Source organism: Vibrio sp. VP6 (genome assembly GCF_028823755.1).
Classification (GTDB): domain Bacteria; phylum Pseudomonadota; class Gammaproteobacteria; order Enterobacterales; family Vibrionaceae; genus Vibrio; species Vibrio parahaemolyticus.
Genome location: NZ_JAPEID010000001.1, coordinates 267,443 through 294,081 on the forward strand (window position 1 = coordinate 267,443; position 26,639 = coordinate 294,081).

General features: G+C 44.6%; 25 protein-coding genes and 1 pseudogene. 10 read left to right on the forward strand and 16 right to left on the reverse strand.

The annotated features are described in order from the left end of the window. Positions 1–29 precede the first annotated feature (29 nt). Both pdhR and ampD read right to left on the reverse strand, forming a co-directional pair. Complete coding sequence (gene pdhR / locus OU793_RS01145; protein ID WP_005462576.1) at positions 30–797, reverse strand: pyruvate dehydrogenase complex transcriptional repressor PdhR; 768 nt, start codon at positions 795–797, stop codon at positions 30–32. 405 nt (positions 798–1,202) lie between these two features. Next, complete coding sequence (gene ampD, locus OU793_RS01150) at positions 1,203–1,754, reverse strand: 1,6-anhydro-N-acetylmuramyl-L-alanine amidase AmpD (protein ID WP_005462574.1); 552 nt, start codon at positions 1,752–1,754, stop codon at positions 1,203–1,205. A gap of 92 nt (positions 1,755–1,846) precedes the next feature. Here ampD and nadC point away from each other — a divergent pair, with 92 nt between their 5' ends. The 8 genes from nadC (at position 1,847) to yacG (ending at position 8,968) form a co-directional block, all read left to right on the forward strand. Then, positions 1,847–2,734: a carboxylating nicotinate-nucleotide diphosphorylase gene (nadC, locus tag OU793_RS01155; protein WP_140103793.1), complete on the forward strand. Its 888-nt coding sequence runs from the start codon at positions 1,847–1,849 to the stop codon at positions 2,732–2,734. 265 nt (positions 2,735–2,999) lie between these two features. Further along, positions 3,000–3,458 carry a pilin gene (locus tag OU793_RS01160; RefSeq protein ID WP_029847971.1) on the forward strand — a complete coding sequence of 153 codons (459 nt, stop codon included), beginning with the start codon at positions 3,000–3,002 and terminating at the stop codon, positions 3,456–3,458. Further along, the gene (gene pilB / locus OU793_RS01165; protein WP_140103792.1) at positions 3,455–5,140 is read left to right on the forward strand and encodes a type IV-A pilus assembly ATPase PilB; all 1,686 of its coding nucleotides are present in this window, start codon (positions 3,455–3,457) and stop codon (positions 5,138–5,140) included. The genes OU793_RS01160 and pilB overlap by 4 nt, the downstream gene beginning before the upstream one ends. 24 nt (positions 5,141–5,164) lie before the next feature. Then, a complete protein-coding gene (locus OU793_RS01170; protein ID WP_140103791.1) occupies positions 5,165–6,388 on the forward strand; it encodes a type II secretion system F family protein in 1,224 nt (407 codons plus the stop codon). A gap of 64 nt (positions 6,389–6,452) precedes the next feature. Continuing rightward, a complete protein-coding gene (locus OU793_RS01175) occupies positions 6,453–7,322 on the forward strand; it encodes an A24 family peptidase (RefSeq protein ID WP_015297252.1) in 870 nt (289 codons plus the stop codon). Further along, positions 7,323–7,937 (forward strand): dephospho-CoA kinase, encoded by a 615-nt coding sequence (gene coaE, locus OU793_RS01180; RefSeq protein WP_031847490.1) that lies wholly within the window; start codon positions 7,323–7,325, stop codon positions 7,935–7,937. A 27-nt stretch (positions 7,938–7,964) separates the two neighbouring features. Further along, entirely contained in the window at positions 7,965–8,705 is a 741-nt protein-coding gene (zapD, locus tag OU793_RS01185) for a cell division protein ZapD (RefSeq protein WP_023624252.1), read from the forward strand. Between the two features lie 68 nt (positions 8,706–8,773). Beyond that, a complete protein-coding gene (yacG, locus tag OU793_RS01190) occupies positions 8,774–8,968 on the forward strand; it encodes a DNA gyrase inhibitor YacG (RefSeq protein WP_005462546.1) in 195 nt (64 codons plus the stop codon). Between the two features lie 387 nt (positions 8,969–9,355). Here yacG and rplS read toward each other — a convergent pair whose 3' ends face one another. The 5 genes from rplS to ffh form a co-directional block, all read right to left on the reverse strand. Next, a complete protein-coding gene (gene rplS / locus OU793_RS01195) occupies positions 9,356–9,709 on the reverse strand; it encodes a 50S ribosomal protein L19 (protein WP_005462554.1) in 354 nt (117 codons plus the stop codon). A gap of 41 nt (positions 9,710–9,750) precedes the next feature. Then, positions 9,751–10,494: a tRNA (guanosine(37)-N1)-methyltransferase TrmD gene (gene trmD, locus OU793_RS01200; RefSeq protein WP_005462562.1), complete on the reverse strand. Its 744-nt coding sequence runs from the start codon at positions 10,492–10,494 to the stop codon at positions 9,751–9,753. Positions 10,495–10,521: 27 nt separating this feature from the next. Beyond that, positions 10,522–11,070, reverse strand: a complete 549-nt coding sequence (gene rimM, locus OU793_RS01205; protein WP_005462552.1) for a ribosome maturation factor RimM — start codon at positions 11,068–11,070, stop codon at positions 10,522–10,524. A 28-nt stretch (positions 11,071–11,098) separates the two neighbouring features. Then, positions 11,099–11,347: a 30S ribosomal protein S16 gene (gene rpsP / locus OU793_RS01210; RefSeq protein WP_005379962.1), complete on the reverse strand. Its 249-nt coding sequence runs from the start codon at positions 11,345–11,347 to the stop codon at positions 11,099–11,101. A gap of 209 nt (positions 11,348–11,556) precedes the next feature. Continuing rightward, positions 11,557–12,939: a signal recognition particle protein gene (ffh, locus tag OU793_RS01215; protein WP_005462555.1), complete on the reverse strand. Its 1,383-nt coding sequence runs from the start codon at positions 12,937–12,939 to the stop codon at positions 11,557–11,559. A 212-nt stretch (positions 12,940–13,151) separates the two neighbouring features. Here ffh and OU793_RS01220 point away from each other — a divergent pair, with 212 nt between their 5' ends. Together OU793_RS01220 and OU793_RS01225 are read left to right on the forward strand one after the other, a co-directional pair. Then, the gene (locus OU793_RS01220) at positions 13,152–13,946 is read left to right on the forward strand and encodes an inner membrane protein YpjD (RefSeq protein WP_005462565.1); all 795 of its coding nucleotides are present in this window, start codon (positions 13,152–13,154) and stop codon (positions 13,944–13,946) included. A gap of 125 nt (positions 13,947–14,071) precedes the next feature. Beyond that, positions 14,072–15,352: an HlyC/CorC family transporter gene (locus OU793_RS01225; protein ID WP_005462557.1), complete on the forward strand. Its 1,281-nt coding sequence runs from the start codon at positions 14,072–14,074 to the stop codon at positions 15,350–15,352. 61 nt (positions 15,353–15,413) lie between these two features. On the opposite strand, the gene luxS is transcribed toward OU793_RS01225, so the two are convergent. The 9 genes and pseudogenes from luxS to OU793_RS01270 all read right to left on the reverse strand — a co-directional run bounded on the left by luxS (position 15,414) and on the right by OU793_RS01270 (position 26,041). Then, positions 15,414–15,932, reverse strand: coding sequence for an S-ribosylhomocysteine lyase (luxS, locus tag OU793_RS01230; protein ID WP_005462534.1), 519 nt, complete (start codon positions 15,930–15,932; stop codon positions 15,414–15,416). Between the two features lie 66 nt (positions 15,933–15,998). Then, complete coding sequence (locus OU793_RS01235; protein WP_005484861.1) at positions 15,999–16,604, reverse strand: hypothetical protein; 606 nt, start codon at positions 16,602–16,604, stop codon at positions 15,999–16,001. Between the two features lie 27 nt (positions 16,605–16,631). Beyond that, on the reverse strand, positions 16,632–18,197 hold the full coding sequence (gene gshA, locus OU793_RS01240; protein WP_025518038.1) for a glutamate--cysteine ligase: 1,566 nt from the start codon (positions 18,195–18,197) through the stop codon (positions 16,632–16,634). Between the two features lie 156 nt (positions 18,198–18,353). Beyond that, positions 18,354–21,197 (reverse strand): pitrilysin family protein, encoded by a 2,844-nt coding sequence (locus OU793_RS01245; protein ID WP_140103789.1) that lies wholly within the window; start codon positions 21,195–21,197, stop codon positions 18,354–18,356. 9 nt (positions 21,198–21,206) lie between these two features. Continuing rightward, positions 21,207–21,668: a YqaA family protein gene (locus tag OU793_RS01250; RefSeq protein ID WP_017447676.1), complete on the reverse strand. Its 462-nt coding sequence runs from the start codon at positions 21,666–21,668 to the stop codon at positions 21,207–21,209. Continuing rightward, a pseudogene (locus tag OU793_RS01255) lies at positions 21,662–22,671 on the reverse strand (NADP-dependent oxidoreductase). The gene OU793_RS01250 and the pseudogene OU793_RS01255 overlap by 7 nt, the downstream one beginning before the upstream one ends. A 152-nt stretch (positions 22,672–22,823) precedes the next feature. Next, the gene (locus OU793_RS01260; RefSeq protein WP_005462536.1) at positions 22,824–23,954 is read right to left on the reverse strand and encodes a sodium ion-translocating decarboxylase subunit beta; all 1,131 of its coding nucleotides are present in this window, start codon (positions 23,952–23,954) and stop codon (positions 22,824–22,826) included. Between the two features lie 9 nt (positions 23,955–23,963). After that, positions 23,964–25,751: a sodium-extruding oxaloacetate decarboxylase subunit alpha gene (gene oadA, locus OU793_RS01265; RefSeq protein ID WP_005462548.1), complete on the reverse strand. Its 1,788-nt coding sequence runs from the start codon at positions 25,749–25,751 to the stop codon at positions 23,964–23,966. 32 nt (positions 25,752–25,783) lie between these two features. Continuing rightward, positions 25,784–26,041, reverse strand: a complete 258-nt coding sequence (locus OU793_RS01270; protein WP_005493951.1) for an oxaloacetate decarboxylase subunit gamma — start codon at positions 26,039–26,041, stop codon at positions 25,784–25,786. Between the last annotated feature and the right edge of the window lie 598 nt (positions 26,042–26,639).

Here is a 26,639-nt window from a genome sequence, read left to right on the forward strand (position 1 = left end):
GGTTGGATCTACTTATTTAAGTAACACTCTTACGAGTTGTTACCCTGCTGAATTCGACGCAGAGAACGCTCTCGTCGAGACTCTTCTCGAGTCAAATCCAACAATGTTTCTTCGATGTAAGCCAAGTGCGAATGAGACATCTCACGAGCCTTTTCAGGCTGACCAGAAACAATCGCATCCACAATGTTAGCTCGGTGTTTACTCACTTTCTCGACCGCCTCTGGGCGGCGACGTAGTAATTTAAAATTCTGTAGAATGTTTTGCTCAAGTAGAGGAGCTAAGCTACGCACAATGTGCAGTAACACGACATTATGAGCCGCTTCTGTTATGGCAATTAAAAACTGCATAACTTCCGCTGATTCCGCTTCGATATCGTTGTTTGCTTGCTCTTTACTAATGCGCTCAAGGCAGCCTTGAATGCGTGCAAAATCTTCTTCGGTACCACGCAAAGCTGCAAAATACGCTGAAATCCCTTCCATTGCATGACGTGACTCAAGCAAATCAAGTTGGGTTTCAGAGTGGCTAGACAACAAATTCAGCAAAGGATCGGAAAAGCTTTTCCAGATGTTTTCGCTAACGAAAGTACCGCCACCTTGGCGACGAGTTAACAAACGTTTCGCTTCTAAGCGTTGGATGGCTTCACGGACTGAAGGACGAGACACATCGAACTGTTTCGCCAGTTCGCGCTCTGGTGGCAATTGTTGCCCCGGAGACAATGTTCCTTCCACAATCAACCTTTCTAACTCTTGTTCAATAACATCAGAGAGCTTTGGCTGACGAATCCTTTGATAAGCCATAATTTATTGTTCTTCTACTCTTGCAGGTAATTGGTAATACCAATTTTAAGTTGGTGCAGAAATTAACATAATTAAAACGCAACTGTCCAGCCAAAAATTGACCTAAATCATAGAACAGACTTACAACCAACAGTCTGATAACAATTGACTATTAAAACGGCAAAAAAATTGGTCTGACCAATTACATTAACAAAACAAATGGGAATTAGACGTGCTAGCGGTTTTGGAAAAGAAATACAAAAAATGACAAAATGATCAGTCTATTTATTCACCAAAACGAACTCATTAGTCGTAAAAATGTAGTTAATTTTTAACAACCACTAATATTTCTCGTATCAAAAAAAGGCATACCTGATCGTATGCCTTATTTATTTCCGTTTTTTGAATTTACAGTTTTGCTACAAATCAACGTTGAACCAGCTGCCTATATTTAACCCAATCAAAGCTTAGACCAGGATCGCTTTTTCTCAAGGGAGCAATGTATTGATGACCGGTAATTCGCGGCAAGGTAATTTGAGGATATTGGTGCATGATGGCTTGAGTTAATCGAGCAAGTGATTGATATTGCTCTTCTGTATACGCCACAAATTCTGTTCCCTCTAGCTCAATGCCAATAGAGTAATCATTGCAACGGTCTCTCCCGGCAAAGCTTGATTGCCCCGCATGCCATGCTCTATCAAGAAACGAAACGAACTGAACAATCTCACCGTCGCGCTTAATTAAACAATGCGCTGAAACGCCCATTTTGTGAATTACCTCAAAAAATGGGTGCGCGTTAGGATCAAGATTACCGCTGAAAAAATCTTCAATATACGGCCCACCAAACTGACCAGGTGGCAAACTGATGTTATGAACAACTAATAGAGAGATATCGTGTTCGCTGTTGCGTGCATCAAAAAATGGTGATGGAACATGCTTTGCGTGAGTCAACCATCCATTATCGATAATTGGGGACATATCAACCTCTATAGTTTGCAAATTAACTGCTGAAATTATTGACACCGGAGAGTATCATTCGATGCCATCTCCCTTTCAAGACAAGATTTGCGATGAAGAACACACACAACATTCAAGAACGCCTAGAATACCTTAAACAACAACTCCCTTTAGAGATCACTCGCTCTGTCGCTGATACCCTAAAAGAAGATCTAGGTGGCAGTGTCGACGCAGATAACGACATTACTGCATCTTTGATCCCTGCCGATGCGGTTAATACCGCAACGATTATTACTCGTGAGCATGGTGTGTTCTGTGGTCAAGCATGGGCAGATGAAGTTTTTAAACAGCTCGGTGGCAAGGTCAGCATTGAATGGCACGTAAAGGACGGCGATAAAGTCGAACCTAACCAAACCCTTTGCACGCTGACAGGCCCTGCTCGTGACTTGTTGACTGGTGAGCGTAACGCAATGAACTTCATCCAAACGCTGTCTGGCTGCGCAACAGTTACCGCAGAGTACGCTGAAAAAATCGCGCATACTGAGTGTCGTCTACTAGATACACGTAAAACCATTCCAGGTCTGCGTAGCGCACTAAAATACGCCGTGACGTGTGGTGGTGGCTTTAATCATCGCATCGGCGTGTTCGACGCTTACCTCATTAAAGAGAACCACATTATTGCTTGTGGTGGCATCACTCAAGCCATCCAAAAAGCGAAAGAGCTCAACCCAGGCAAACCGGTAGAAGTAGAAACGGAAAGCTTAGAAGAGTTGAAACAAGCGATAAACGCTGGTGCCGACATCATCATGCTAGATAACTTCACAAAAGAAATGATGCGTGAAGCTGTAGCGATTAACGCAGGTCGTGCCGCTTTAGAGAACTCCGGCAACATTACGCTAGAGACCATCGCAGAATACGCAGAAACCGGTGTCGATTACATTTCGGTAGGCGCGTTGACTAAGCATCTAAAAGCGATGGATCTTTCGATGCGCTTCAAATAATTCCAGAGAACCAAGCGATACTAATTCTCTTAATCTCATAGAGTTACGCTTTTAAAACAAAAATAAAGAGCCACAAGGCTCTTTATTTTTATCCGCTTAAAAAAATAACACCACTCGCAAAACCTTGTATGTGATATGCAACTACAGTGCAAAGATTTTTATCTCACTCGAGAGCCACTTCGTTTCCAGTTTCCACTTGTTTCTACTCTTTTTACTCTTCTGTCCCATGCATAAGCATTAACTAAATTTATCTTAAGGAAAGAAGATGAAAACGAATAAACAGAAGAAGCAGCAAGGTTTTACGCTGATTGAATTAATGATTGTGGTGGCAGTGATTGGTGTCTTGGCGGCGATTGCAATGCCACAGTACCAAAAATACGTTGCCAAAAGCGAAGTAGCATCTGTTTTAGCCACACTTACTGGTGCAAAAACTAACGTAGAAGCATACACAGTAGAAAACGGCTTATTTCCAAACAATGTCTCTGACGCATCACCGACGGCTTTGGGTGTACCAGACATGCCGCTGGGAAGTGTAGTGTTTAAAAGGGATGATAATACTGATGGTGGTACAATAGAATTTACTTTTACCTCAGTAACTAGCGGAGCAAGCTCCTTAGTAGCGACCAAAAATTTAACACTCACTAGAACAAAAGAAAAAGGGTCTTGGGCTTGTTCATCTACCAACCTAGAAAATGAACTTCTCCCAAAAACCTGCAAAAAATGATAACCAACCTCTCAACAATTCTTCGCCAAGCAGGATTACTAACATTTTCCCAAGAAGAATCGTTGCTTGAGCAAGTCAAGGCTTCTGGCATTTCGATGCCAGAGGCTTTACTCAGTTCTGGATTATTTACATCAAGCGAACTCGCTGAGCACTTAAGTTCTCTCTTTAGTTTGAGTCAGCCCGAGTTATCTCAGTATGAGTACGCTTCGCTTTGTCAACAACTCGGTCTACGTGAATTAATCACTCGACATAACGCACTCCCACTCCAGCGTACGCCTTCAACTTTGTTATTAGCCGTTGCCGACCCGACGAACCAACAAACAGAAGATGACTTTCGTTTTGCGACAGGGTTACAGGTTGAACTAGTCTTGGCGGATTTTCGTCAACTCAGCGCGGCAATTCGACGCTTGTATGGTCGTTCATTGAGTCATGAGAAGTCTGGATTAAAAGAGATCAACCAAGAAGAGTTAGCCAATCTGGTTGACGTGGGCGCAGATGAAATCGACAACATTGAAGACTTGAGCCAAGATGAGTCTCCTGTTAGCCGTTACATAAACCAAATTCTGTTGGACGCTGTGCGCAAAGGCGCATCCGATATCCACTTTGAACCTTATGAAAAGATGTACCGAGTTCGTCTACGTTGCGATGGCATTTTGATCGAAACTCAGCAACCGCCAAATCACTTGAGTCGTCGCTTATCAGCTCGTATCAAAATTCTCTCTAAACTTGATATTGCCGAGCGACGTTTACCACAAGATGGGCGAATTAAACTCAAACTGAATCAAGACACCGCGATTGATATGCGGGTATCCACGCTACCTACCTTGTTTGGAGAGAAAATCGTACTCCGACTGCTCGATAGCAGCTCTGCATCACTGGATATCGACAAGCTTGGTTATAGTGAGCAACAAAAACAGCTGTATTTAGAGGCTCTGCGTCGTCCACAAGGTATGATTCTGATGACAGGTCCAACAGGAAGCGGCAAAACCGTTTCGTTGTACACTGGGTTAAGTATTCTCAATAAACCAGAGATCAACATCTCCACAGCGGAAGACCCGGTAGAAATTAACTTATCGGGCATTAACCAAGTTCAAGTCCAACCTAAGATTGGTTTTGGCTTTGCAGAAGCTCTACGTTCTTTTCTGCGTCAAGATCCCGATGTGGTCATGGTGGGTGAGATTCGAGACCTAGATACTGCGGAAATCGCGATTAAGGCGTCCCAAACCGGTCACTTAGTGCTCTCTACTTTGCATACCAACTCTGCGGCTGAAACCATCATTCGTTTATCAAACATGGGCGTAGAAAGTTTTAACCTCGCCTCTTCTCTTAGTTTGATTATTGCCCAACGCCTAGCTCGCAAACTTTGTCCATATTGTAAACAACCGCAAGAGCATACCGTTCAACTTCAGCACCTCGGCATTCAAACAACTGACAACATTTTTAGAGCCAATCCAGATGGTTGCAACGAATGCACCCATGGTTATTCTGGCCGAACAGGTATCTATGAAGTCATGCGCTTTGATGAATCTCTATCCGAAGCTCTTATTAAAGGAGCCTCGGTACATGAACTGGAAAAGCTTGCCATTGCGAACGGCATGAGCACCTTGCAAATGTCCGGAATAGAAAAACTCAAACAAGGCATCACAAGCTTTAGTGAGTTACAACGCGTGCTCTATTTCTAATCCTTTAATCAGCAGTTACCCCCTATGAAAACTACGACACCACAATTAAAGAACTTCCGTTGGAAAGGCGTCAACAGCTCAGGGAAAAAGACCTCTGGTCAAACTCTGGCAATGAGCGAAATCGAAGTACGAGAGCGCTTAGATGCCCAGCACATCAAAATCAAAAAGCTAAAGAAAAGCAGCATCTCTTTTTTGACCAAACTTAGCCATCGCGTAAAAGGGAAAGACATCACGGTTTTCACTCGTCAAATCTCAACGATGCTAGTAACCGGTGTGCCGCTAGTACAAGCATTGAAATTGGTCTCTGATAACCACAAAAAAGCGGAAATGAAATCCATTTTGATGAGTGTAACTCGGGCTGTTGAAGCGGGTACACCGATGTCCAAAGCGATGCGTACCGCCAGCAACCATTTTGACCCGCTGTATACCGACCTGATTGCGACAGGAGAACAATCGGGCAACTTAGACGAAGTGTTCGAACGCTTAGCTACCTACAGGGAAAAAAATGAGCAGCTTAGAGCCAAAGTGATCAAGGCTCTAATATATCCAGCCATGGTTATTCTAGTTGCACTGGGAGTATCGTTTATCATGCTAACCAAGGTCATTCCCGAGTTTGAAAAAATGTTTGTTGGCTTTGGCGCTGAATTGCCATGGTTTACAAGGCAAGTCTTAGATCTTTCCGCTTGGACACAAAACTGGAGCCCATTTATCGCACTTGGCTCCATCAGTGTATGTATCTCCGCGAGAGTACTCTCTAAGCGTTCAGATTCTTTTCGCTTAATGCTCAACCGCTCTGTACTTAAGTTTCCAGTCCTTGGGGCAGTTTTATCGAAAGCCGCTATCGCAAAATTTAGTCGAACACTCGCTACAAGCTTTACGGCGGGCATTCCGATTCTAACCAGTTTAAAAACCACCTCGAAAACGTCCGGAAATATGCATTATCAATTGGCTATCGAAGAGGTTTATCGCGATACCGCAGCAGGAATGCCGATGTATGTTGCAATGCGCAATTGCAACGTGTTCCCTGAGTTGGTGCTGCAAATGGTTATGATAGGCGAAGAATCCGGCCGACTTGACGATATGCTCAATAAAGTTGCCACAATTTACGAGTTTGAAGTGGACAACACCGTCGATAACCTCAGTAAAATCTTAGAGCCATTGATTATCGTTTTTTTAGGTATCGTTGTCGGTGGCTTGGTCACAGCAATGTACTTGCCAATCTTTAACTTAATGAGTGTATTGGGCTAGAATGAGCCGTTAATCCCTTCAAAATAGCATGTTGCTGATTTGACTTATCGCTCAAGAGACAAATATGGAAGTGTTGCAGTACTACCCTTGGCTATTCGTTGTGTTTGCCAGTATCTTCGGTTTAATTGTGGGTAGTTTTCTTAATGTGGTCATTTATCGGCTACCTAAAATCATGGAATTAGAATGGCGCCGTGAATGCGCCGAATCATTCCCTGAATATAAGATTAAGCCACCTCAAGAAGTTTTGACATTAAGCGTGCCTCGCTCTTCGTGCCAAAACTGCGCGACGCCAATTCGTATTCGAGACAATATTCCTGTAATCAGCTGGCTATTGTTAAAAGGAAAATGCCATCATTGTCATACCGCAATTAGTCCTCGCTATCCGCTGATAGAATTACTCACTGCTGCGTGCGCTGGTTTTGTGGCTTATCATTTCGGCTTTAGCTACTTTACGGTTGCGTTAATCTTTTTCACATTTGTCTTAATAGCCGCGACTTTTATCGATCTCGATACTATGCTGCTACCGGACCAATTAACATTACCATTAACTTGGGCTGGCATTGCGTTAGCATTAACAGAAATAAGCCCTGTTAGTCTACAAGACGCCGTAATTGGTGCGATTGCCGGTTATTTGTGTCTTTGGTCAGTATATTGGGGTTTCAAACTGCTTACTGGTAAAGAAGGCATGGGTTATGGTGATTTTAAATTGCTGGCTGCCCTTGGCGCTTGGCTAGGATGGCAATCATTACCAATGATCATCCTACTTTCTTCCGTCGTCGGTGTGATATTCGGACTCGTTCAGTTACGACTACAAAAACAAGGTATAGAGAGAGCTTTCCCTTTCGGCCCATATTTAGCGATTGCAGGATGGGTAAGCTTAATCTGGGGCGACCAAATTCTAAGTTGGTACTTCACGTCAATTTTAGGGGTGTAAATGGCTTTGGTAATAGGCTTAACGGGTGGTATCGCCAGCGGTAAAACTACCGTAGCGAATCTGTTCAAGCAGCAGTTTAAAATTGATATTGTCGATGCAGATATTGTCGCACGAGAAGTCGTCGAACCTGGAACTCCCGGGTTAAATGCAATCATTCAACATTTTGGTCAAGACATTACGCATGACGACAACACCTTAGATCGTGCCAAGTTACGCGAAAAAATCTTTTCTAATCCAGAAGAAAAAGCTTGGCTCAATGCATTGTTACATCCGATCATTCGAGAAAAAATGATAGTAGACCTTCAACAGGTCACGTCGGATTATGCGTTATTGGTCGTGCCATTACTCGTTGAAAACAACCTCGATAGTTTGTGCGATCGTGTCCTCGTTGTAGATGTAGAACCTGAAACTCAAATTTCTCGCACCGTTAAACGCGACAACGTAAGCGAAGAGCAAGCACATGCGATTCTCGCCTCTCAAGCTTCAAGACAGCAGAGACTCGATATCGCTGACGATGTGGTTAAAAACAATCCAAATGACCCAGATCTTTTGCTTCAAATCACAGATTTGCACGAAAAGTACCTAGCCATGTGTAAGAAAAATCTGCGAAAATAGGAATGAAACTCACCAAGGCTTATGTCGATGACCACGCACAAATTTGAACATCCGTTAAATGAGAAAACTCGTATTTATCTAAGAGTAGAGTCTCTGCTGCGTCAGGCTCACTTGGCCTCTGGTTTTGCCGATAATCACCAGTATCAACTTTTTTTCCGTGCTCTTTTTGACATGGTAGAGATCTTCGAGCAGATCCAACTAAAAAGTGAATTGGCTAAAGATCTTGAGAAACAGCGCCTCTCCTATCGCCATTGGCTAAATGTAGAAGGTGTTGATCAAGAAGCCCTCAATTCGTTACTCAATGAAATTGATGTGGTTCATAGTCAATTAATGGGTGCAGAGCGTTTTGGTCAAGCGTTAAAAGAAGATCGCTTCCTTAGCTCTATTCGCCAACGTTTCAATCTACCCGGTGGCTCGTGCTGCTTTGATTTACCTGCATTACACTATTGGCTTCATCTGCCTATTGAACGTAAAAAGCATGATGCCAACCAATGGCAAAAGAGTTTGAAACCACTTTCCGATGCGCTCACCTTGTGGCTAAAGCTTGCTCGTGAAACCGGTCATTTTAAAGCCCAAATCGCGCGTGCAGGATTCTTCCAAAGTGACGCAGATGAAGCAAATATCCTCCGACTTCATATTCCTATGAAGTATGGCGTCTACCCTATGATTTCAGGTCATAAAAATCGTTTTGCGATTAAATTTATGGCTTTTGAAAATGGTCAGGCATGCACACAAGATGTCGAGTTTGAATTAGCCGTTTGTAGCTAATCAAAACATCAGGCTATTATTCTAAATACTTCGCTTTAATACCAAGATTACAATGGGACGATTCAACTATGTCTAAAATTACTATCGTTCAATGCCCTCAATGTGGTACCGACGTTGAGTGGGGAGAACAAAGTCCTCATCGCCCTTTCTGTAGTAAAAAGTGCCAAATGATCGATTTTGGTGAATGGGCAGATGAAGAAAATGCCATTGCTGGCGCCCCAGATATGTCAGACAGTGACGGCTGGTCAGAAGATCAATACTAGAGGTTCTAGGTTCTAGGTTCTAGGTTCTAGGTTCTAGGTTCTAGGTTCTAGGTTCTAAAAGTTGAGGAAGTTGGCGTGAAAGCGTCAACTTTTTTATTGCCTGTCGGAAAACTTTCCCTGAAGGCTTCTCCACTACTATCGGGGTTGTAACCTTTCAAGTTACAGTTCCACTCTATATCAGCGGGTTAAGTAATTTATTTAAACACAAGCAATTTGTTTAGCTCAGAACGCAGATATTTTTCTTGCTACCTAGGAAGAGGCGCGGAGTGTACGCCAGTACATGAGCACCGATGACAACGGTAGAAAGAGAAATAGCCAGTTATGAGGCAAACATAAAAAAAACGGAGCCCTAAAGGACTCCGTTTAATGAGAACGCTAGTTATAGCATTACTTCTTAGCAAGTTTCTCTTTGATACGAGCTGACTTACCAGAACGCTCACGTAGGTAGTACAACTTGGCACGACGTACTGCACCACGGCGTTTAACTTCGATGCTATCAACGATTGGAGAGTGTGTTTGGAACGTACGCTCAACACCTTCACCGTTAGAGATCTTACGTACAGTGAAAGCAGAGTGCAGGCCACGGTTACGGATTGCGATTACAACGCCTTCGAAAGCCTGTAGACGCTCACGGTCACCTTCTTTAACTTTAACCTGAACTACAACAGTGTCACCTGGTGCAAATTTAGGTAGGCCTGATTTCATTTGCTCTTCTTCAAGAGCCTTGATGATGTTACTCATTTTTAAAATTCCTAGAATAAACTGATACTAAATAAATTAGGTTACTTTGCATTATGCTCACTAATGAACTCTGCAAGTAATTGTTCCTGTTCGTCAGTCAGAGCTAGGTTTTCCAGGAGCTCTGGTCTTCTAAGCCAAGTTCGGCCCAGCGACTGCTTTAGTCGCCATTGACGAATGTCCTTGTGATTGCCTGACATCAGTACCGATGGCACCTCTTTGTCATCCAATACTTCTGGACGCGTATAGTGAGGGCAATCTAGCAAGCCATTAGCAAAAGAATCTTCTTCTGCTGACGCAAAATCTCCTAATACGCCCGGAATAAACCGAGATACAGAATCAATTAACGTCATGGCTGGTATCTCACCACCCGTCATCACAAAATCCCCAATCGACCATTCTTCGTCGACTTCAGATTGAATGATGCGCTCATCTACCCCTTCATAACGACCACAAATCAGAAGCAAATTCTCATTTGTTGCCAGTTCTTCGACTCCTTTTTGGTCGAGCTTACGACCTTGAGGAGATAGGTAAATGACTTTCGTCTTACCCGGTGAGGCTTTCTTAGCGGTATGAATGGCATCGCGTAAAGGCTGAACCATCATTAACATACCAGGGCCACCACCGTAAGGTCGGTCATCGACAGTGCGATGTTTGTCGTGAGTGAAATCGCGAGGATTCCATGTCTCAATCGACAAAAGACCTTTTTTAACCGCTTGACCTGTTACTCCAAAATCAGTAACAGAACGGAACATTTCAGGAAAAAGGCTAATAACGCCAACCCACATGTTTATCTCGCTCTGTAATTTTGGAGATTAGAATCCAGGATCCCAGTCAACTTCGATCCGTTGAGCTTCGCGATCAACTTTGATGATCACTTGCTCTTCAAGGAACGGAATTAGTCGTTCCTTTTGCCCGAAAGCATCTTTAAGATTTGCTTTAACAACCAGAACATCGTTTGAGCCAGTTTCTAGCATGTCAGTAACGACACCTAGATCGTAACCTTTAGTGGTTACTACGTGCATTCCAAACAATTCACGCCAGTAGAATTCATCTTCTGACAATTCAGGAAGTACTGCAGGGTCAATAGCAATTTCAAAGTTAGTCATTAAATGCGCGTCTTCACGAACATCCATGCCTTCCAGCTTAGCCACCATACCTTTGTTATGGCGCTTCCAGCTTTCTACTTTGTACTCAACCCACTTGCCCTTTTGGTTAATATACCAAGGGCTGTAATCGAAAATGCTTTCAGCATTGTCTGTGTAGGAAAAAACCTTAAGCCAACCTCGAATGCCGTAAGTAGCACCAAACTTGCCTACAACAATCTTTTCGTTGCTCATTGTTTCTTTACCTTTCATCGACATAAACTAGTTTCTACTTCTGAAGTAAAAATTAAGCCGCTTTTTGAGCGTCTTTAACTAGCTTAGCAACGCGGTCAGATACAGACGCGCCTTGACCAACCCAGTGGTTAACGCGGTCTAGGTCTAGACGTAGACCTTCTTCTTGACCTTTAGCAGTTGGGTTGAAGAAACCAACTTTCTCGATGAAACGGCCAGTTGCAGCGTTGCGGCTGTCCGCTACTACGATTTGATAAAATGGACGCTTCTTAGCGCCGTGACGTGCCAAACGAATGGTTACCATGTCGTCCTCTTTGCTTTCTCAAAAATAAAATTAACCCCAAAAACCGTTCAATAACCTGAACAATCTGGGGTCTCGTGCCAAAATAAAGCTCCGGAATTTTACTCTTATCCCGGAGCAATGCAAGGGTTTAGTTACTTTTTCACCAACATAAATCGAAATTCAAGTTTGTGACGCAGCTAACACCCTGAAACTATAGTCACATCGATGAATTATCGACCAAATGGATTGAAGCCGCCGCCTCCACCCATACCGCCCATCATGCCTTGCATGTTACGCATCATGCCTTTCATGCCGCCCTTCTGCATTTTCTTCATCATCTTCTGCATTTGGGTGAACTGCTTCAGTAGACGGTTAACATCTTGAACCTGTACACCTGAACCTGCAGCGATACGCTTTTTACGCGAGCCTTTAATGATTTCAGGACGTTGACGCTCTTTCATCGTCATTGAGCTGATGATCGCTTCCATTTGCTTGAACATCTTGTCATCGACTTTGTCTTTCACGTCAGATGGTAACTGAGACATACCTGGTAGCTTGTCTAGCATGCCCATCATGCCACCCATGTTTTGCATTTGACCTAGCTGTTCACGGAAGTCTTCAAGGTCGAAACCTTTCTTCTCTTTGAACTTCTTCGCTAGCTTCTCTGCTTTTTCTTGGTCAACATTGCGTTGTAGGTCTTCAATCAAAGACAGAACGTCGCCCATGCCAAGAATACGCGATGCAACACGATCAGGGTGGAACGGCTCTAGTGCGTCAGTTTTCTCACCGACACCTAAGAACTTAATTGGCTTGCCCGTGATATGACGAACTGACAGCGCAGCACCACCACGCGCATCACCATCAACCTTAGTAAGAATCACACCAGTAAGTGGTAGTGCATCACCAAAGGCTTTTGCTGTGTTCGCCGCATCTTGACCTGTCATTGCATCAACAACGAACAGCGTCTCAACAGGATTGATAGCTGAGTGAAGATCTTTGATCTCCCCCATCATCTCTTCATCGATAGCCAAACGACCAGCGGTATCGACAATTAATACGTCGTAGAATTTCTTCTTCGCGTGGTCGATTGCTGCGTTAGCAATATCAAGTGGCTTTTGATCTGGTGAAGATGGGAAGAAGTCGACACCGATGTCTGATGCTAGTGTTTCTAACTGTTTGATCGCCGCAGGACGGTAAACGTCGGCAGACACCACAAGCACTTTCTTCTTATCGCGCTCTTTTAGAAGCTTAGATAGCTTACCTACCGATGTGGTTTTACCCGCACCTTGTAGACCTGCCATCAAAAGTACTGCTGGCGGCTGTGCTGCTAGGTTAAGCGCTTCGTTAGACTCACCCATTACCGCTTCAAGCTCTGCTTGAACGATCTTGATGAATTCTTGGCCCGGAGTTAAGGATTTAGAAACTTCTACGCCAACCGCTTTTTCTTTAACGCGGTTTACGAATTCGCGAACAACAGGAAGTGCAACGTCAGCCTCTAAAAGGGCCATACGAACTTCACGCAGGGTTTCTTTAATGTTGTCTTCGGTCAGACGACCTTTGCCACTGATATTTTTCAGCGTTTTGGATAATCGATCCGTTAAATTCTCAAACATCTTTGTCTCTTCGCTAAAATGGCGATTAATTAGGGTGAGTATACCTTAGCCAACGTCACAGTCATACCCGAACACTACTCTTATAACTAAGTTGAGGGCTAACTTGTTAATTTCAATATCTCATCTCTCATGATTGATGACGCATATAACGTAGCCCCAAAGAGTAATGCAAGGTATAATTTCGTCACCGTGCACAACAACATTTAGGATTCATGGATAGCTTAATTGCCATCGCGGCCGCCATGCTCTACGTTTTGGCGATTGCGACCATCATACCTGGACTCTCTCAACAGTCAGGAATCAAAGCAAAAACAGTGTTTGCCAGTGCTGCCTGTGCGCTTGTTTTTCATGCGTGGATTTTGAGTGACCTGATATTTGATGGTTCTGGTCAAAACCTGAGTATTCTTAACGTCGCGTCTTTGATCAGTTTTATTATTTCGCTGGTCATGAGCATTGCAATGTTGAAAAACCGACTGTGGTTTTTATTGCCTGTCGTTTATAGCTTTGCTGCCATCAACTTAACTGCTGCCACATTTTTACCAAGCACGTTTGTCAAGCACTTAGAAAATGACCCGAAGCTACTCATTCATATCTCTTTTGCACTATTTTCTTATGCAACGCTCACCATCGGCGCTTTGTACGCGCTGCAATTGGCTTGGCTCGATCACAAATTAAAAGCGAAGAAGTCGCTGGCTATTAACCCTAATTTACCACCGCTGCTAATGGTTGAACGTCAGCTATTTAAAATCATTCTGATTGGTAACTTACTTCTAACAGGCACACTCATCACTGGTTTTGTGTTTGTACAAGACATGTTTGCGCAAGGCAAAGCGCATAAAGGTATTCTTTCCTTCATTGCGTGGATCGTTTATTCCATCTTACTTTGGGGCCACTACCATAAAGGTTGGCGCGGTCGAAAAGTAACGTGGTTTGCGGTTGCTGGTGCGACGTTATTAACGTTGGCCTATTTTGGCAGTCGTTTTGTAAAAGAAATCATCTTGAATTAAGGAGCTCTCGGGCTCCTTTATCCTTTATATTCGCGGACAGATAAAATACAGTACGCATTAATTCATTGAATTCGCAGCTCACTTTGCTGTTGAATTGCCAAAAACATACAAGGAACAGCTACGTTTTGGACGACATATCTACGGGTATCTTATTTGCGCTACTCGCGTGTCTTATCGTCATATCAGGTTATTTTTCTGGTTCAGAAACAGGGATGATGTCTTTGAACCGTTACCGCTTGAAGCACTTAGCGAAAAGTGGGCATAAGGGCGCCAAACGTGTCGAAAAGTTATTAGACCGACCAGATCGCTTGATTGGTCTTATTCTTATCGGCAACAACCTCGTGAACATTCTTGCTTCAGCAATTGCGACCATCATCGGCATGCGCCTATACGGCGATTTAGGTGTCGCGATCGCAACGGGTGCACTAACTATGGTTGTCTTGGTGTTTGCCGAAGTCACACCAAAAACCGTTGCAGCGCTGTATCCAGAGCGTGTTTCCTACGCGAGCAGCATCTTGCTCACTATCCTAATGAAAGTGCTATCACCGCTCGTAATGCTGGTGAACTTTATTACTAATGGTTTCATTCGTTTGCTTGGCGTGAAAGCTGATCACACGGTAGAGGACCATCTAAGTTCGGAAGAGTTACGCACGGTCGTAAATGAAGCTGGCGGACTTATCCCTCGTCGTCACCAAGACATGTTGGTGTCTATTCTCGACCTCGAACACGTTACTGTAAATGACATTATGGTGCCACGTAATGAGATTACGGGTATCGATATTAACGATGACTGGAAATCCATTGTTCGTCAGTTAACACACTCGCCACACGGTCGAATCGTTTTTTATCGCGACCAAATCGATGAAGTGGTTGGTATGCTGCGTTTACGTGAAGCGTACCGTTTGATGCTAGAAAAGAACGAGTTCAACAAAGAGACGTTACTGCGCGCGGCAGATGAAGTGTATTACATTCCCGAAGGAACGCCGCTGAACGTACAAATGTTGAAGTTCCAGCGCAACAAGCAGCGCATCGGTCTGATCGTAGACGAGTACGGTGATATTATCGGTCTAATCACCCTTGAAGACATCCTAGAAGAGATCATTGGTGAGTTCACGACGTCTATTTCTCCTAGTTTGTCTGATGAAATCAGCCCACAAGGCGATGGCAGTTTCTTAATTGAAGGCAGCACCAATATCCGCGATATCAACAAAGGTTTGAAATGGGATTTACCTACCGATGGCCCTAGAACCTTGAATGGTCTGATTTTGGAACACCTAGAAGATATTCCAGAGAGTCATTTAAGTGTCCGTGTCGCGGGCCACCCGATGGAAATTGTTGAAATCGAAGAAAACCGAATCAAATTAGTTCGAGTCTATCCGAAGAAGAAAAAATCAACGTCCAAATAACCAAAACAAAAAGCCTGACTCATGTCAGGCTTTTTGTTTTGTGTTGCCGTTCCAAAAGAACTTAGTCTACGCGCAGCTCTTTTAGCATTGATTCTGGTAAAGCCAACTCGTCGTTTTTATTAACAGACACACCTGCGGCTAGAATGTTCTTGGCAATTTGCTGTGCTTCTTCTAAAGAATGCATCGCTGCAGTACCACACTGGTACTCATTTAGCTCAGGGATTTTGTTCTGGCTTTCCACTTTTAGCACATCTTCCATAGAAGCAAGCCATGCGTCTGCGACTTGCTGTTCAGAAGGCGTACCAATGAGACTCATGTAAAAACCAGTGCGACATCCCATCGGTGAGATATCAATGATTTCCACACTGTCACCATTTAGGTGATTGCGCATGAAACCTGCGTACAAGTGCTCTAGTGTATGGATGCCTTTCTCTGAAAGAATGTCTTTGTTAGGCGCAGTGAAGCGTAAGTCGAAAACCGTAATGGTATCTCCTTTTGGAGTTTGCATGGTTTTCGCGACACGCACTGCTGGCGCATTCATGCGAGTGTGGTCTACGGTGAAGCTATCGAGTAAAGGCATTACATCTCTCCTGATTGTAATTCCAACACCTTGAGGTATTGGTTTGGTTTTTATACCCAAATGGGGTTAAAAGAACCAGCTGCTGTTGTCTTCCAATTCCTGACGACATTGTTTCAGCTGCCAGCCATAAGTCTTTGCGGTTTGCTCAACGCGCCGAGCCACTTTCATCAAACTAGGCTTTCTTTTGTAAGTTCCACGTTTATAACCGCCTCGCCCTTCATGATAGGCCAGATACTGGTTATAAGGGTCCCACAATGAAATGCCTAACTGGCGACGAGTCTCGTGGGTATACCACCCAACAAACATTATCGAATCATCAAAATTGGAGCGCGAACCACCTTGCCCGGTGGAATCTTGGAAGTCATCCCAAGCTGGATCTTGAGCCTGTGCATAGCCATACGCACTGCTTACGCGTCCCCAAGGAATGAAACCCAATACGTAATCTTTGGGTGGTTTGGCATCATGGCGGAAACTGCTTTCCTGCTTGATGATGGCCATGGCAACATGAATGGGCGTTCCCCACTCTTTTTCCATATCTTTCGCATCATCATACCAACCAGATTTTTCTCGGAATATCTCACATAGGTTATCTTGCTGTTTTGGTGGCGCTGTCGCACATCCCGCAAGCAACACACTTCCTAGCACCGATACAACCAACGGCTTAATGTTCAATCCCACCCAATCCTTACTTATTGATTATTATTTTAGATAAGCGAAGTAGTTTTCCAGAAACTCGTCAAAAGATAACGTATCGCTTTCTTCCGCTTGTCGCTGTTTCTCAACTGAAGAAGCCACTTCCGTTTCCATTATATCTTGCGAGTAATGTTGGTAACCGTGAGCCAGATTTTCTTCACGGAACTTCATGCCAAGAGCACAACCTACTTTGCCAAGTCCACCAAGTTCTTTGGTTAGCTCAAGCAATTGGCCAGAAATCGTCAGTTCAGGGTTATCAATCCATGCTTCTAGCTTGTCACATACAGCTTGGTAAGCATCGCCACCAGCCGCAGAATCCATCTCTACTGCAATTTGGCGCAACTCAACGAATACTCGCTTCGCCCAATCTTGCAAAGATAAGCGTTCACCTTGGCAACCGATCTGCAGCATCAAACCTTTTTCACGACCAGAGATGATCACTTTGTTCCAGTTGTCACGCCAGCATTCTAGTTCGCAGTTATCCATTGGGTCAGAATCTGACAACGCCGCCCACGTTAGGAAAAGATCTAAGAAACGAACTTGCTCTTCGCTAACACCAACGGCACTGAATGGGTTCACATCTAATGAGCGCACTTCAATGTATTCCACGCCCGCACGACTCAATGCATCTGATGGCTTCTCACCACTTTTCGCTACGCGTTTCGGACGAATTGGTGCGTACAATTCATTTTCAATCTGGAGAATGTTGGTATTGAGCTGACGGTACTCACCATCCACTTTTACTCCAATTTTTGCGAATTCTTCAGATGGTCGACGAATCGCATCACCTAAACCTTCAAGATATTGGTCAATACTGTTGAAACCAATTTTCAATACGCTTTGAGCACTGTTGGTATAACCAAGATCACTCAAGCGAAGAGACGTCGCTTTAGGGAGATACAGTGTCCCACCGATGCTTTCAAACGGGAGTTTAGTCTCACGGCCTTGAATGAACGAACCACATAACGCTGGCGATGCACCAAAGAAGTAAGGGATCATCCAACCAAAACGGTAATAGTTACGAATCAAAGCAAAGTAAGCAGCTGATTTGGTGTCTTGGCGAGCTTGCTCATCCTGCTCACCATAAAGCGCATCCCAAAATGACTCAGGGAATGAAAAGTTGAAGTGAACACCAGAAATAATCTGCATCAAGCTACCGTAACGGCGTTTTAGCCCCTCACGGTACAATGTTTTCATTTTCGCCGAGTTCGATGAACCGTACTGAGCAAGCTGAATATCATCTTCACTGCCGACATAACATGGCATAGAAAGCGGCCACATCTTTTCTTCGCCCATTTTGGTTTGAGTGAAATGGTGAATGTCTTTCAGTTGCGCCATCAATTCTGGAATGTCATGAGAAACCGGAGTGATGAACTCCAGCAACGATTCAGAAAAGTCGGTGGTGATCCATTTGTTTGTGAACGCTGAGCCCAAACCCTCTGGATGAGGTGTTGTTGCTAGGTGTCCATCCTGACGATAGCGCAAAGTTTCTCGCTCAACACCGCGTCCAAACTGCTTAAATACTTCGGGGTTTGATGCAACTTTTTTTAGTCGCGCAGCAAAATCAGTCAAAATGAGGTTCGCTTATATTAGGAGCAGGACACTTGTCGCTCGGGACAAGTGAAAGCTAAGTTATTGATAGTTCATGCATCTAGATAAACAACCCATTAAAAGTCGCTTATCTAGATGAATAGCGGAGAGATCACTCTCCGCTATTAAATGTGTACTCTATCGAATGATTTCAAGCTCTTCTACGTCTTTCCCCAACTTTTCTAGTTGAGGACGAAGTGATTTAGCATCACCAACGACAATGATTTGATAGTCATTCGGATCAAACCATTTTTGAGCTAATGCATTCAAAGTTTGCTTATCCACTTTCTCAACGATAGCGTTTCTTTGCTGCAAGTAATCTTGATCGAGGTTGTATTTGAGAATATCACTAATGAGTTCCGCTTTTTGTGTCGGCGTTTCATACTTCAGTGCATCTTTTTGACCGACCGCTTGGCGCATAAATTTCATTTCTTCATCAGTCATTCCAGATTGAGCGTATTCATTCAGCTCATTTTCCATCTCGATAATCGATGCGACCGTCGAATCGGCACGAACTTGCGCGGTAAATACAACCGAACCGGTTTCAGGATTCCCCGAGAAGTAACCGTAAGCACCGTAGGTGTAGCCTTTGTCTTCACGCAGGTTTTGGTTGATGCGACTGTTAAAGTTACCCGCTAGATTAAAGTTCGCGAGCTGGCTCAGATAAAAGTCACCCGTGGCATCATAAGGCATGCCTTGACGAACCATCATAACCACACTTTGCGGTGCACCTGGTTTGTCGACAAGATGAATTTTCTGCTCACCTAATGCTGGTATTGTTTGAGGAGCATAAAGTGGTGCCGCTTCATCTTTCCATTCAGCCCAAAACGCAAGCTTCTGCTCAATGTCTTGTTTAGCAATGTCACCCACCACCACGACTTGTGCGCTCTGCGGTGTGTAGTGCTTAGCGTAGAACTCACGCACATCATCAAGCGTTAGCGCACTGACACCAGCTTGCGTGCCGTCTTTTGGGCGTGCAAAAACAGAATCGCCATACAGCACTTGTCGACTTGCTTGAGATGCCATCCAACTTGGATTTTGATGTTCGTACACAAGCCCTTCGAGTGCCTGCATTTTCACACGATCAAAATCTTCTTGTTTGAACGCAGGCGATAGCAGCATCTCTTCAACGATTTTCAGTGTTGGCTCTAAATTCTTTTCTAAAGAAGAAACGCTGATGTTCGTCGTGTAGCCTGTGGCATCGACAGAGATCATGCTGCCGAGTTTATCGAGCTCAGCTTGAATTTGTTCCACGCTACGTTTGGTCGTTCCTTCTTGCAACATAGCGGCCGTCAGTTGCGCTAGGCCTTCTTTGCCTTTTTCCACAAAACGCGTGCCCGCAGGCAAGCTGAATTGCATCATGACTGTCGGAGTTTCGTTGCTCACGGTGCCGAGTAGTTCAGAGCCGTTGTCAAAGTGCACGTTGTACAGTTCTGGCATTGTTGCTTTCACTGACTCACCGACCGGTGGCTGTACTGAACGATCAAAATTGTCCGTTGCGCGGCGATAGGCTAACTGATCATCGGTAATTTTTTTGTACTCTGGCAAGGTACGCTCTGGCGTTGTAAATGTCGCAGACTTAACAGCAAGATCCGTTTTGCCTTTTGGTACCACGCTCAAGGTGACTTTCGACTTACCTTGAATAAAGTTTTGGTACACCTTCTCAACAGATTGAGGAGTCACGGCGCGAATCTGTTCCAATTGTTTTTCAATCAAATCAGGTTGGCCAAAGAAAGTTTCATTCGACGCTAGCTGTGTGACTTTACCTTTCACGCTTTCAAGCGCAAAAATCGCATCCGCTTCAGCTTTACCTTTCAACTGCTCCAGACGATCGTCAGTGACGCCTTTCTCTGCAAACTTGCTCATCGACTTCATAAGCTCATCATACAAGGTCGAAAGATCGCCTTTGTCTCCAGAATCTCCCATCGCGTAGACATAGAAATTACACGCAAGCTCTGCACAGTCATGGAAGGAACCCGCATCAACCGCTTTTTGCGTCTTCACTAAATCTTGGTACAGCACGCTGTTGGTACCACCACCTAATACTTCCGATAGCGTATCCAGAGATGCTTGGCTCTCTTCGCCGCTGTATGTGGTTGGCCACGCAATCATTACCATCGGTTGTTGGATACGATCTTCCAACGTAATGTATTTGTCTTCTTGCAACTTAGCTGGTTGTTTCGGTGCGTTTTCAACCTCTGGACCGCGAGGAATGGAACCGAAGTATTTGTTTACCCACTCCAGTGTTTGCTCGACATCTAAGTCACCACCGATCGTGATCGTCGCGTTATTTGGACCGTACCAACGCAGAAAAAATGCTTTAAGATCATTCACATCAACACGGTCAAGATCTTCAACGTAACCGATGGTTTGCCATGAGTAAGGATGACCTTCTGGGTATAACGCTTCAGACATACGTTCCCAAATCAAACCGTACGGACGGTTGTCATAACGTTGCGCACGCTCATTTTTCACCGTAGATCGTTGAATTTCAAATTTGCGCTGTGAAACCGCATCAAGTAAAAAGCCCATACGATCCGATTCAAGCCACAGCATTTTTTCCAGCTGATTCGCAGGAACGGTTTCAAAGTAATTGGTGCGATCGCGATTGGTCGTACCGTTTAACGTACCACCCGCCTCTGTGATGATTTTGAAGTGCTCTTGATCGCCAACGTTCTCTGAACCTTGGAACATCATATGTTCAAAGAAGTGCGCAAAGCCCGACTTACCGATTTCTTCACGAGCTGAGCCGACGTGATACGTGACATCAACGTGTACCAATGGATCAGAGCCCTCTGGCGCTAGAATTACGGTCAAGCCGTTATCGAGTTTGTATTTTTGATATGGGATCTTAACTTTGCCGTCTTCTGCTTTCGATGATTCGACGAAAGTCACCCCTTTTGGCAACGATGAAACAGGGTAATTTGATGCACAGCCCGTGATCACTAACAGTGAGCACGCGCCAACCCAAAACATTCTCATGTACTTTCCTTAAAATAATCCGAGATAAATGGCCGCTAACAAGCTGTACCGAGCGGCTTTTCCTAAAAATATTAAAATCACACACGGCAGAAGTTTCATCCTTAACCATCCAGCCGCGAGACACAACGGATCACCAATAATTGGTAACCAACTGAAAAATAATCCCCAGTAGCCATATTTTGCTAGCCACTTTAAAGCGGTATGACCATGTTTTTCTTCTTGGGTTTTATTGGGGATCCATAACCCAAGCCAGTAATTGGTTAAGCCACCAAGCGTATTACCTATTGTGGCAACCAAAAGAATAGAAGAAACCGCATATTGATTGAGTGAGAGAGTTGCGATCAGCCCAGCTTCAGAGCCACCAGGCAGTAAGGTGGCGCTCAGAAAACCCGTTAAAAAAAGCACCCACAATGCTGAATCAGAAAACCAAAGGGCTAAATGTTCAAAAGCTGAATTGAATGCGTCTAGCATGTCATATCAAGTAATACCTTGCCTCTCGTTCGCCCCGATTCCACTTGTTGGTGTGCGGCGATAACTTCAGTCATAGGGTAAATGTGTTGCACTTCTGTTTTAAGTAATCCCACACCTACCATGTACAACAACGTGTCTAACTGTGAAGGATCTGGCTCAACCCACATACCGCTTGCCTCGAAGCCTAACAGCTTGGCCTTGTCACAAATTAATTCAGCGCTAATCGTTGGTACCGTGATCACGCGGGCATTGTCTTTTAGGCACTTGAGGGCATCTAGAGCCGCATCGCCACCAACCAAATCAATTAAAACATCAACGCCTTCAACACGTTCTGACACTGGTGCAAATTGATAGTTCACTGCATGAGCGCCAAGTGTGGCGAGGTAGTCTAAATTTCGTTCACTGCAGGTGGTAAACACTTCGGCTTTTGTCGCCACAGCAATCTGCACCGCTAAGTGCCCTACGCCACCCGCTCCTGCGAGAATTAATACTCTATCGCATTCGCTGACATTCGCTTTGCTTAATGCTTGAGCTGCGGTTTGCCCTGCCAATGGTAAAACCCGCTGACATTCGCTTTGCTTAATGCTTGAGCTGCGGTTTGCCCTGCCAATGGTAAAACCGCCGCCGCTTCTAGCGTGACCGAACTTGGCACGTGACTTAGCTCCGACTCCGGAACACAAACATATTGGCTATAACCACCACCTTGGAGAGGAAAGCCAATAAAACCGGCCACTTCATCTCCCACAGCAAAGCGAGAAGTCTTAGTACCACAAGAGGCGACTTTCCCAGAAATATCGTAACCTGGCACCCAAGGCAGTTTGTCTTTATTCTGGGAAGCAGCCCAGCCAAGTCCCGCTCGTGTTTTGACATCGATAGGATTCACGCCAGCATAATGCACCTTGACCAACACTTCGCCAGACTTAGGGATCGGAGTTTCAGCGCTTTGAATCGCCAGAACATTGGCGTCGCCAAACTCAGTGATAACAATCTGTTTATGTTCCATAACTCACTCCCTGAGGGACAAATAAAAAAGGGATGCCGGAGCATCCCTTTGACTATAAACCATTTTGTTTAACCAAGTTAATGGCAAGCATGTAAATTGGTTGATAATTTTATCTTCAACACGATAACTATATTTACGTGTTACAAGAGTCTTTATCCAACCAAGGCCAACAGAATACCTGCCGCTACCGCGGAGCCAAGTACACCAGCTACGTTTGGTCCCATCGCATGCATCAACAAGAAGTTTTGAGGGTTTGCATCAAGCCCGACTTTGTTCACCACACGCGCAGCCATAGGTACGGCAGACACCCCTGCCGCGCCAATGAGTGGGTTGATGTCCTCTTCTGAGAACTTATTAAGAAGCTTAGCCATGAGAACACCTGCGCCTGTACCGATACTGAACGCCACAGCGCCTAGACCAAGAATGCCTAATGTTTCCAAGTTTAAGAACTGGTCAGCTTGCAGTTTCGAGCCAACCCCTAAACCCAAGAAGATAGTCACAATATTGATCAGTTCATTTTGTGCAGTTTTCGATAAACGATCCACTACACCCGCTTCACGCATCAGGTTACCGAGACAGAACATACCAACCAATGGCGTCGCAGAAGGTAGGAACAGAATCGTCATCAACAGCACGGCCATCGGGAAGAACACTTTTTCCCACTTACCAACATGACGAAGCTGCGCCATTTTGATTTCACGCTCTTCTTTGGTAGTCAGCGCTTTCATAATTGGCGGTTGAATGATCGGAACTAATGCCATGTAGCTGTATGCCGCTACCGCAATCGCCCCCAATAAGTCTGGCGACAACTTGCTGGCCAAGAAGATCGCCGTTGGACCATCAGCACCACCGATGATGGCGATAGATGATGCATCTGCCATCGAGAATTCCATCCCTGGCACAAAGTTAAGCAAAATAGCCCCAAACAAGGTCGCAAAAATACCAAACTGCGCTGCCGCCCCTAACCAAAGTGTTTTAGGGTTCGCGATCAATGCGCCAAAGTCCGTCATCGCACCAACGCCCATAAAGATCAACAATGGGAAAACTCCCGATTCGATCCCGATATAGTAGACGTAGTACAACAAACCGCCCGGCTCAGTGAAGCCCGCATTAGGAATGTTAGCTAAGATAGCGCCAAAGCCAATTGGCAATAAAAGTAATGGTTCAAAACCTTTACGAATCGCTAAAAACAACAGCGTACAGCCAACCAGCATCATGCAGATTTGGCCAAACTCAAAGTTAGCGATCCCTGTTTCTGACCATAAGGTCATCAATCCGTCCATGATACTCCCTTACGCCAAGCTGAGAAGAGGTGCACCAACGGTAACGGCATCACCCTCTTTAACGTTCAGTTCTTGAACGATACCACCGCGAGCTGCACGAACTTCCGTTTCCATCTTCATTGCTTCAAGGATCAGTAGGACATCACCTTCTGCGACTTCAGCACCCGGCTGAACGTTCACTTTAAAGATGTTTCCTGCAAGCGGTGCAGGAACCGATTCCGCATTTGCCGTCACAGGAGCAACGGGAGCGGCCACTGGTGCAGAAGCTGAACTTGGCGTCACAGAAGTCAATTGTCCTTTTGGCCCCACTTCAACTTCGTAGACTTGTCCATCAACGCGAACACTGTAAGTTTCTACGCTACCAGACGCGACTGGAGCCGCAGGCGCTGCAACTGGTTTTGCACTTTCCAATGTGGGTGCTGGTTCAAAAGCATCAGGGTTACCACGGTTTTTAAGGAACTTCAGACCAACTTGAGGGAACAACGCATAAGTAAGTACGTCATCAACGCGTTCACTCGCAAGCTTAATGCCTTCAGACTGAGCCTTATCCATTAAATCCACCGTAAGAGCTTCCATTTCTGACTCTAACAAATCAGCAGGGCGACACGTAATTGGCTCTTTACCTTCAAGGACTTTTGCTTGTAGTTCGGCATTCACTGCCGCAGGAGCGGCACCGTACTCTCCTTTGAGAACACCAGCGGTTTCTTTAGTGATGCTCTTGTAGCGCTCGCCGGTCAGTACGTTAATGACGGCTTGAGTACCAACGATCTGAGACGTCGGTGTTACGAGAGGAATAAAGCCAAGATCTTCACGTACACGTGGGATTTCTTCTAACACCTCGTCGATACGATCCGCTGCACCTTGCTCTTTTAGCTGACCTTCCATATTCGTCAACATACCACCTGGGACTTGAGCAATAAGGATACGGGAGTCCACGCCTTTTAGTTGCCCTTCCCACTTCGCGTATTTCTTACGTACTTCACGGAAGTAAGCTGCAATAGGTTCTAGTTGATCAAGTTTCAAATTGGTGTCGCGCTCAGTACCTTGCAGCATTGCTACAACCGTTTCTGTCGGAGTATGCCCGTAAGTACAGCTCATCGAAGAAATAGCCGTATCGAGGATGTCGATACCAGCCTCTACCGCTTTGATTGCCGTAGCAGTAGAAAGACCAGTGGTAGCATGGCAGTGAAGTGCCAGTGGTACATCACAAGAGGCTTTAATGCGTGTGATTAGCTCTTGCGCTTCGTAAGGCTTTAGCAAGCCAGACATGTCTTTGATACACAGAGAATGACAACCGAGATCTTCCAAACGCTTTGCTAAATCAACCCAAGTATCCGTATTGTGAACAGGGCTTGTTGTGTATGACAGGGTGCCTTGCGCATGAGCGCCAACATCTACCGCCGATTTCACCGCTTTTTGGAAATTGCGAACATCGTTCATCGCATCAAAGATACGGAATACATCCATACCATTGGCATGAGCACGCTCAACGAACTTCTCTACTACGTCATCAGCATAATGGCGATATCCTAAAAGGTTTTGACCACGAAGTAGCATTTGCATTGGTGTATTTGGCATCGCCTTTTTCAACTCACGTAGACGCTCCCAAGGGTCTTCCCCAAGGAATCGAATACACGAATCAAACGTTGCACCACCCCAGGTTTCTAGGGACCAGTATCCAATCTTATCCAACTCAGCTGCGATAGGCAGCATATCTTCGATACGCATACGCGTAGCAAACAGTGATTGATGGGCGTCTCGAAGGACCACATCGGTAATAGCTAGTGGTTTAGACATGCTCTTAAACTCCTTTTTAATCCTATATTCGGCTACTTCGCGATTGAAGCGCGATGTTGATGAATCGCCGCTGAAATCGCTGCCACTACTTGTGGACTAACAGCTGAAGAGGTTGATTGAACTTTGGTATTTGTTTTTGGTGCTGCGATCGGCTCTGGTACTTCTTCTGGTACCAGTTTCGACAATAGCCGAACGAGATAAACAAGAATGGTGAGGAAAATAAATACGACCGCCATCCCCGTAACCATAAGGGTGGCCGCATCTACTAGCAGGCTTCCTATATTCGTCATGTTGCTTCCTTTCTTTGTCATCCTGACAACGTGCAGGACTTTATTAGCGTCAAATCCCGACCAATGGATTATCTCGATTGGTTAAATTTTGTCAATTTTGTTTAAGGAAGGATTTAAATAATCTCCATAATTGATTATTTATTCACTACCCAGATCACAATTCAAACTTAAACCATCGAGTTAGAATGAATGCTCAATATATAAACAGGTTAATTCAAAGAGCACGAGAAAACTGCGATTAAGATTTCAAAACAAAACAAGTGAGATTAAAAGAAAGAACTATTAAAACAAAAAGATAGGAGTAAAGATCAAAACAAAAACACCATTATAACATGTGATTAACACATTTTATTTAAATCACGTTAGTCATCATTTTGCTGGAAACGAAGAAAGCATGGCGCACCGATGATGAATTATTAGAGATGATTGACTAGATACGCAAAGTGACATTGCAGTTCAATCAGATAAGAAAAGAAACCTACTTTGACAGCGCAGACTAAAGAATAAGTAGTGAGTGTTTGTTTTTCAGATACAAAAAAAGCCTCGCATAAGCGAGGCTTTTTGATAAGTGGCGCGTCCTGGAGGATTCGAACCTCCG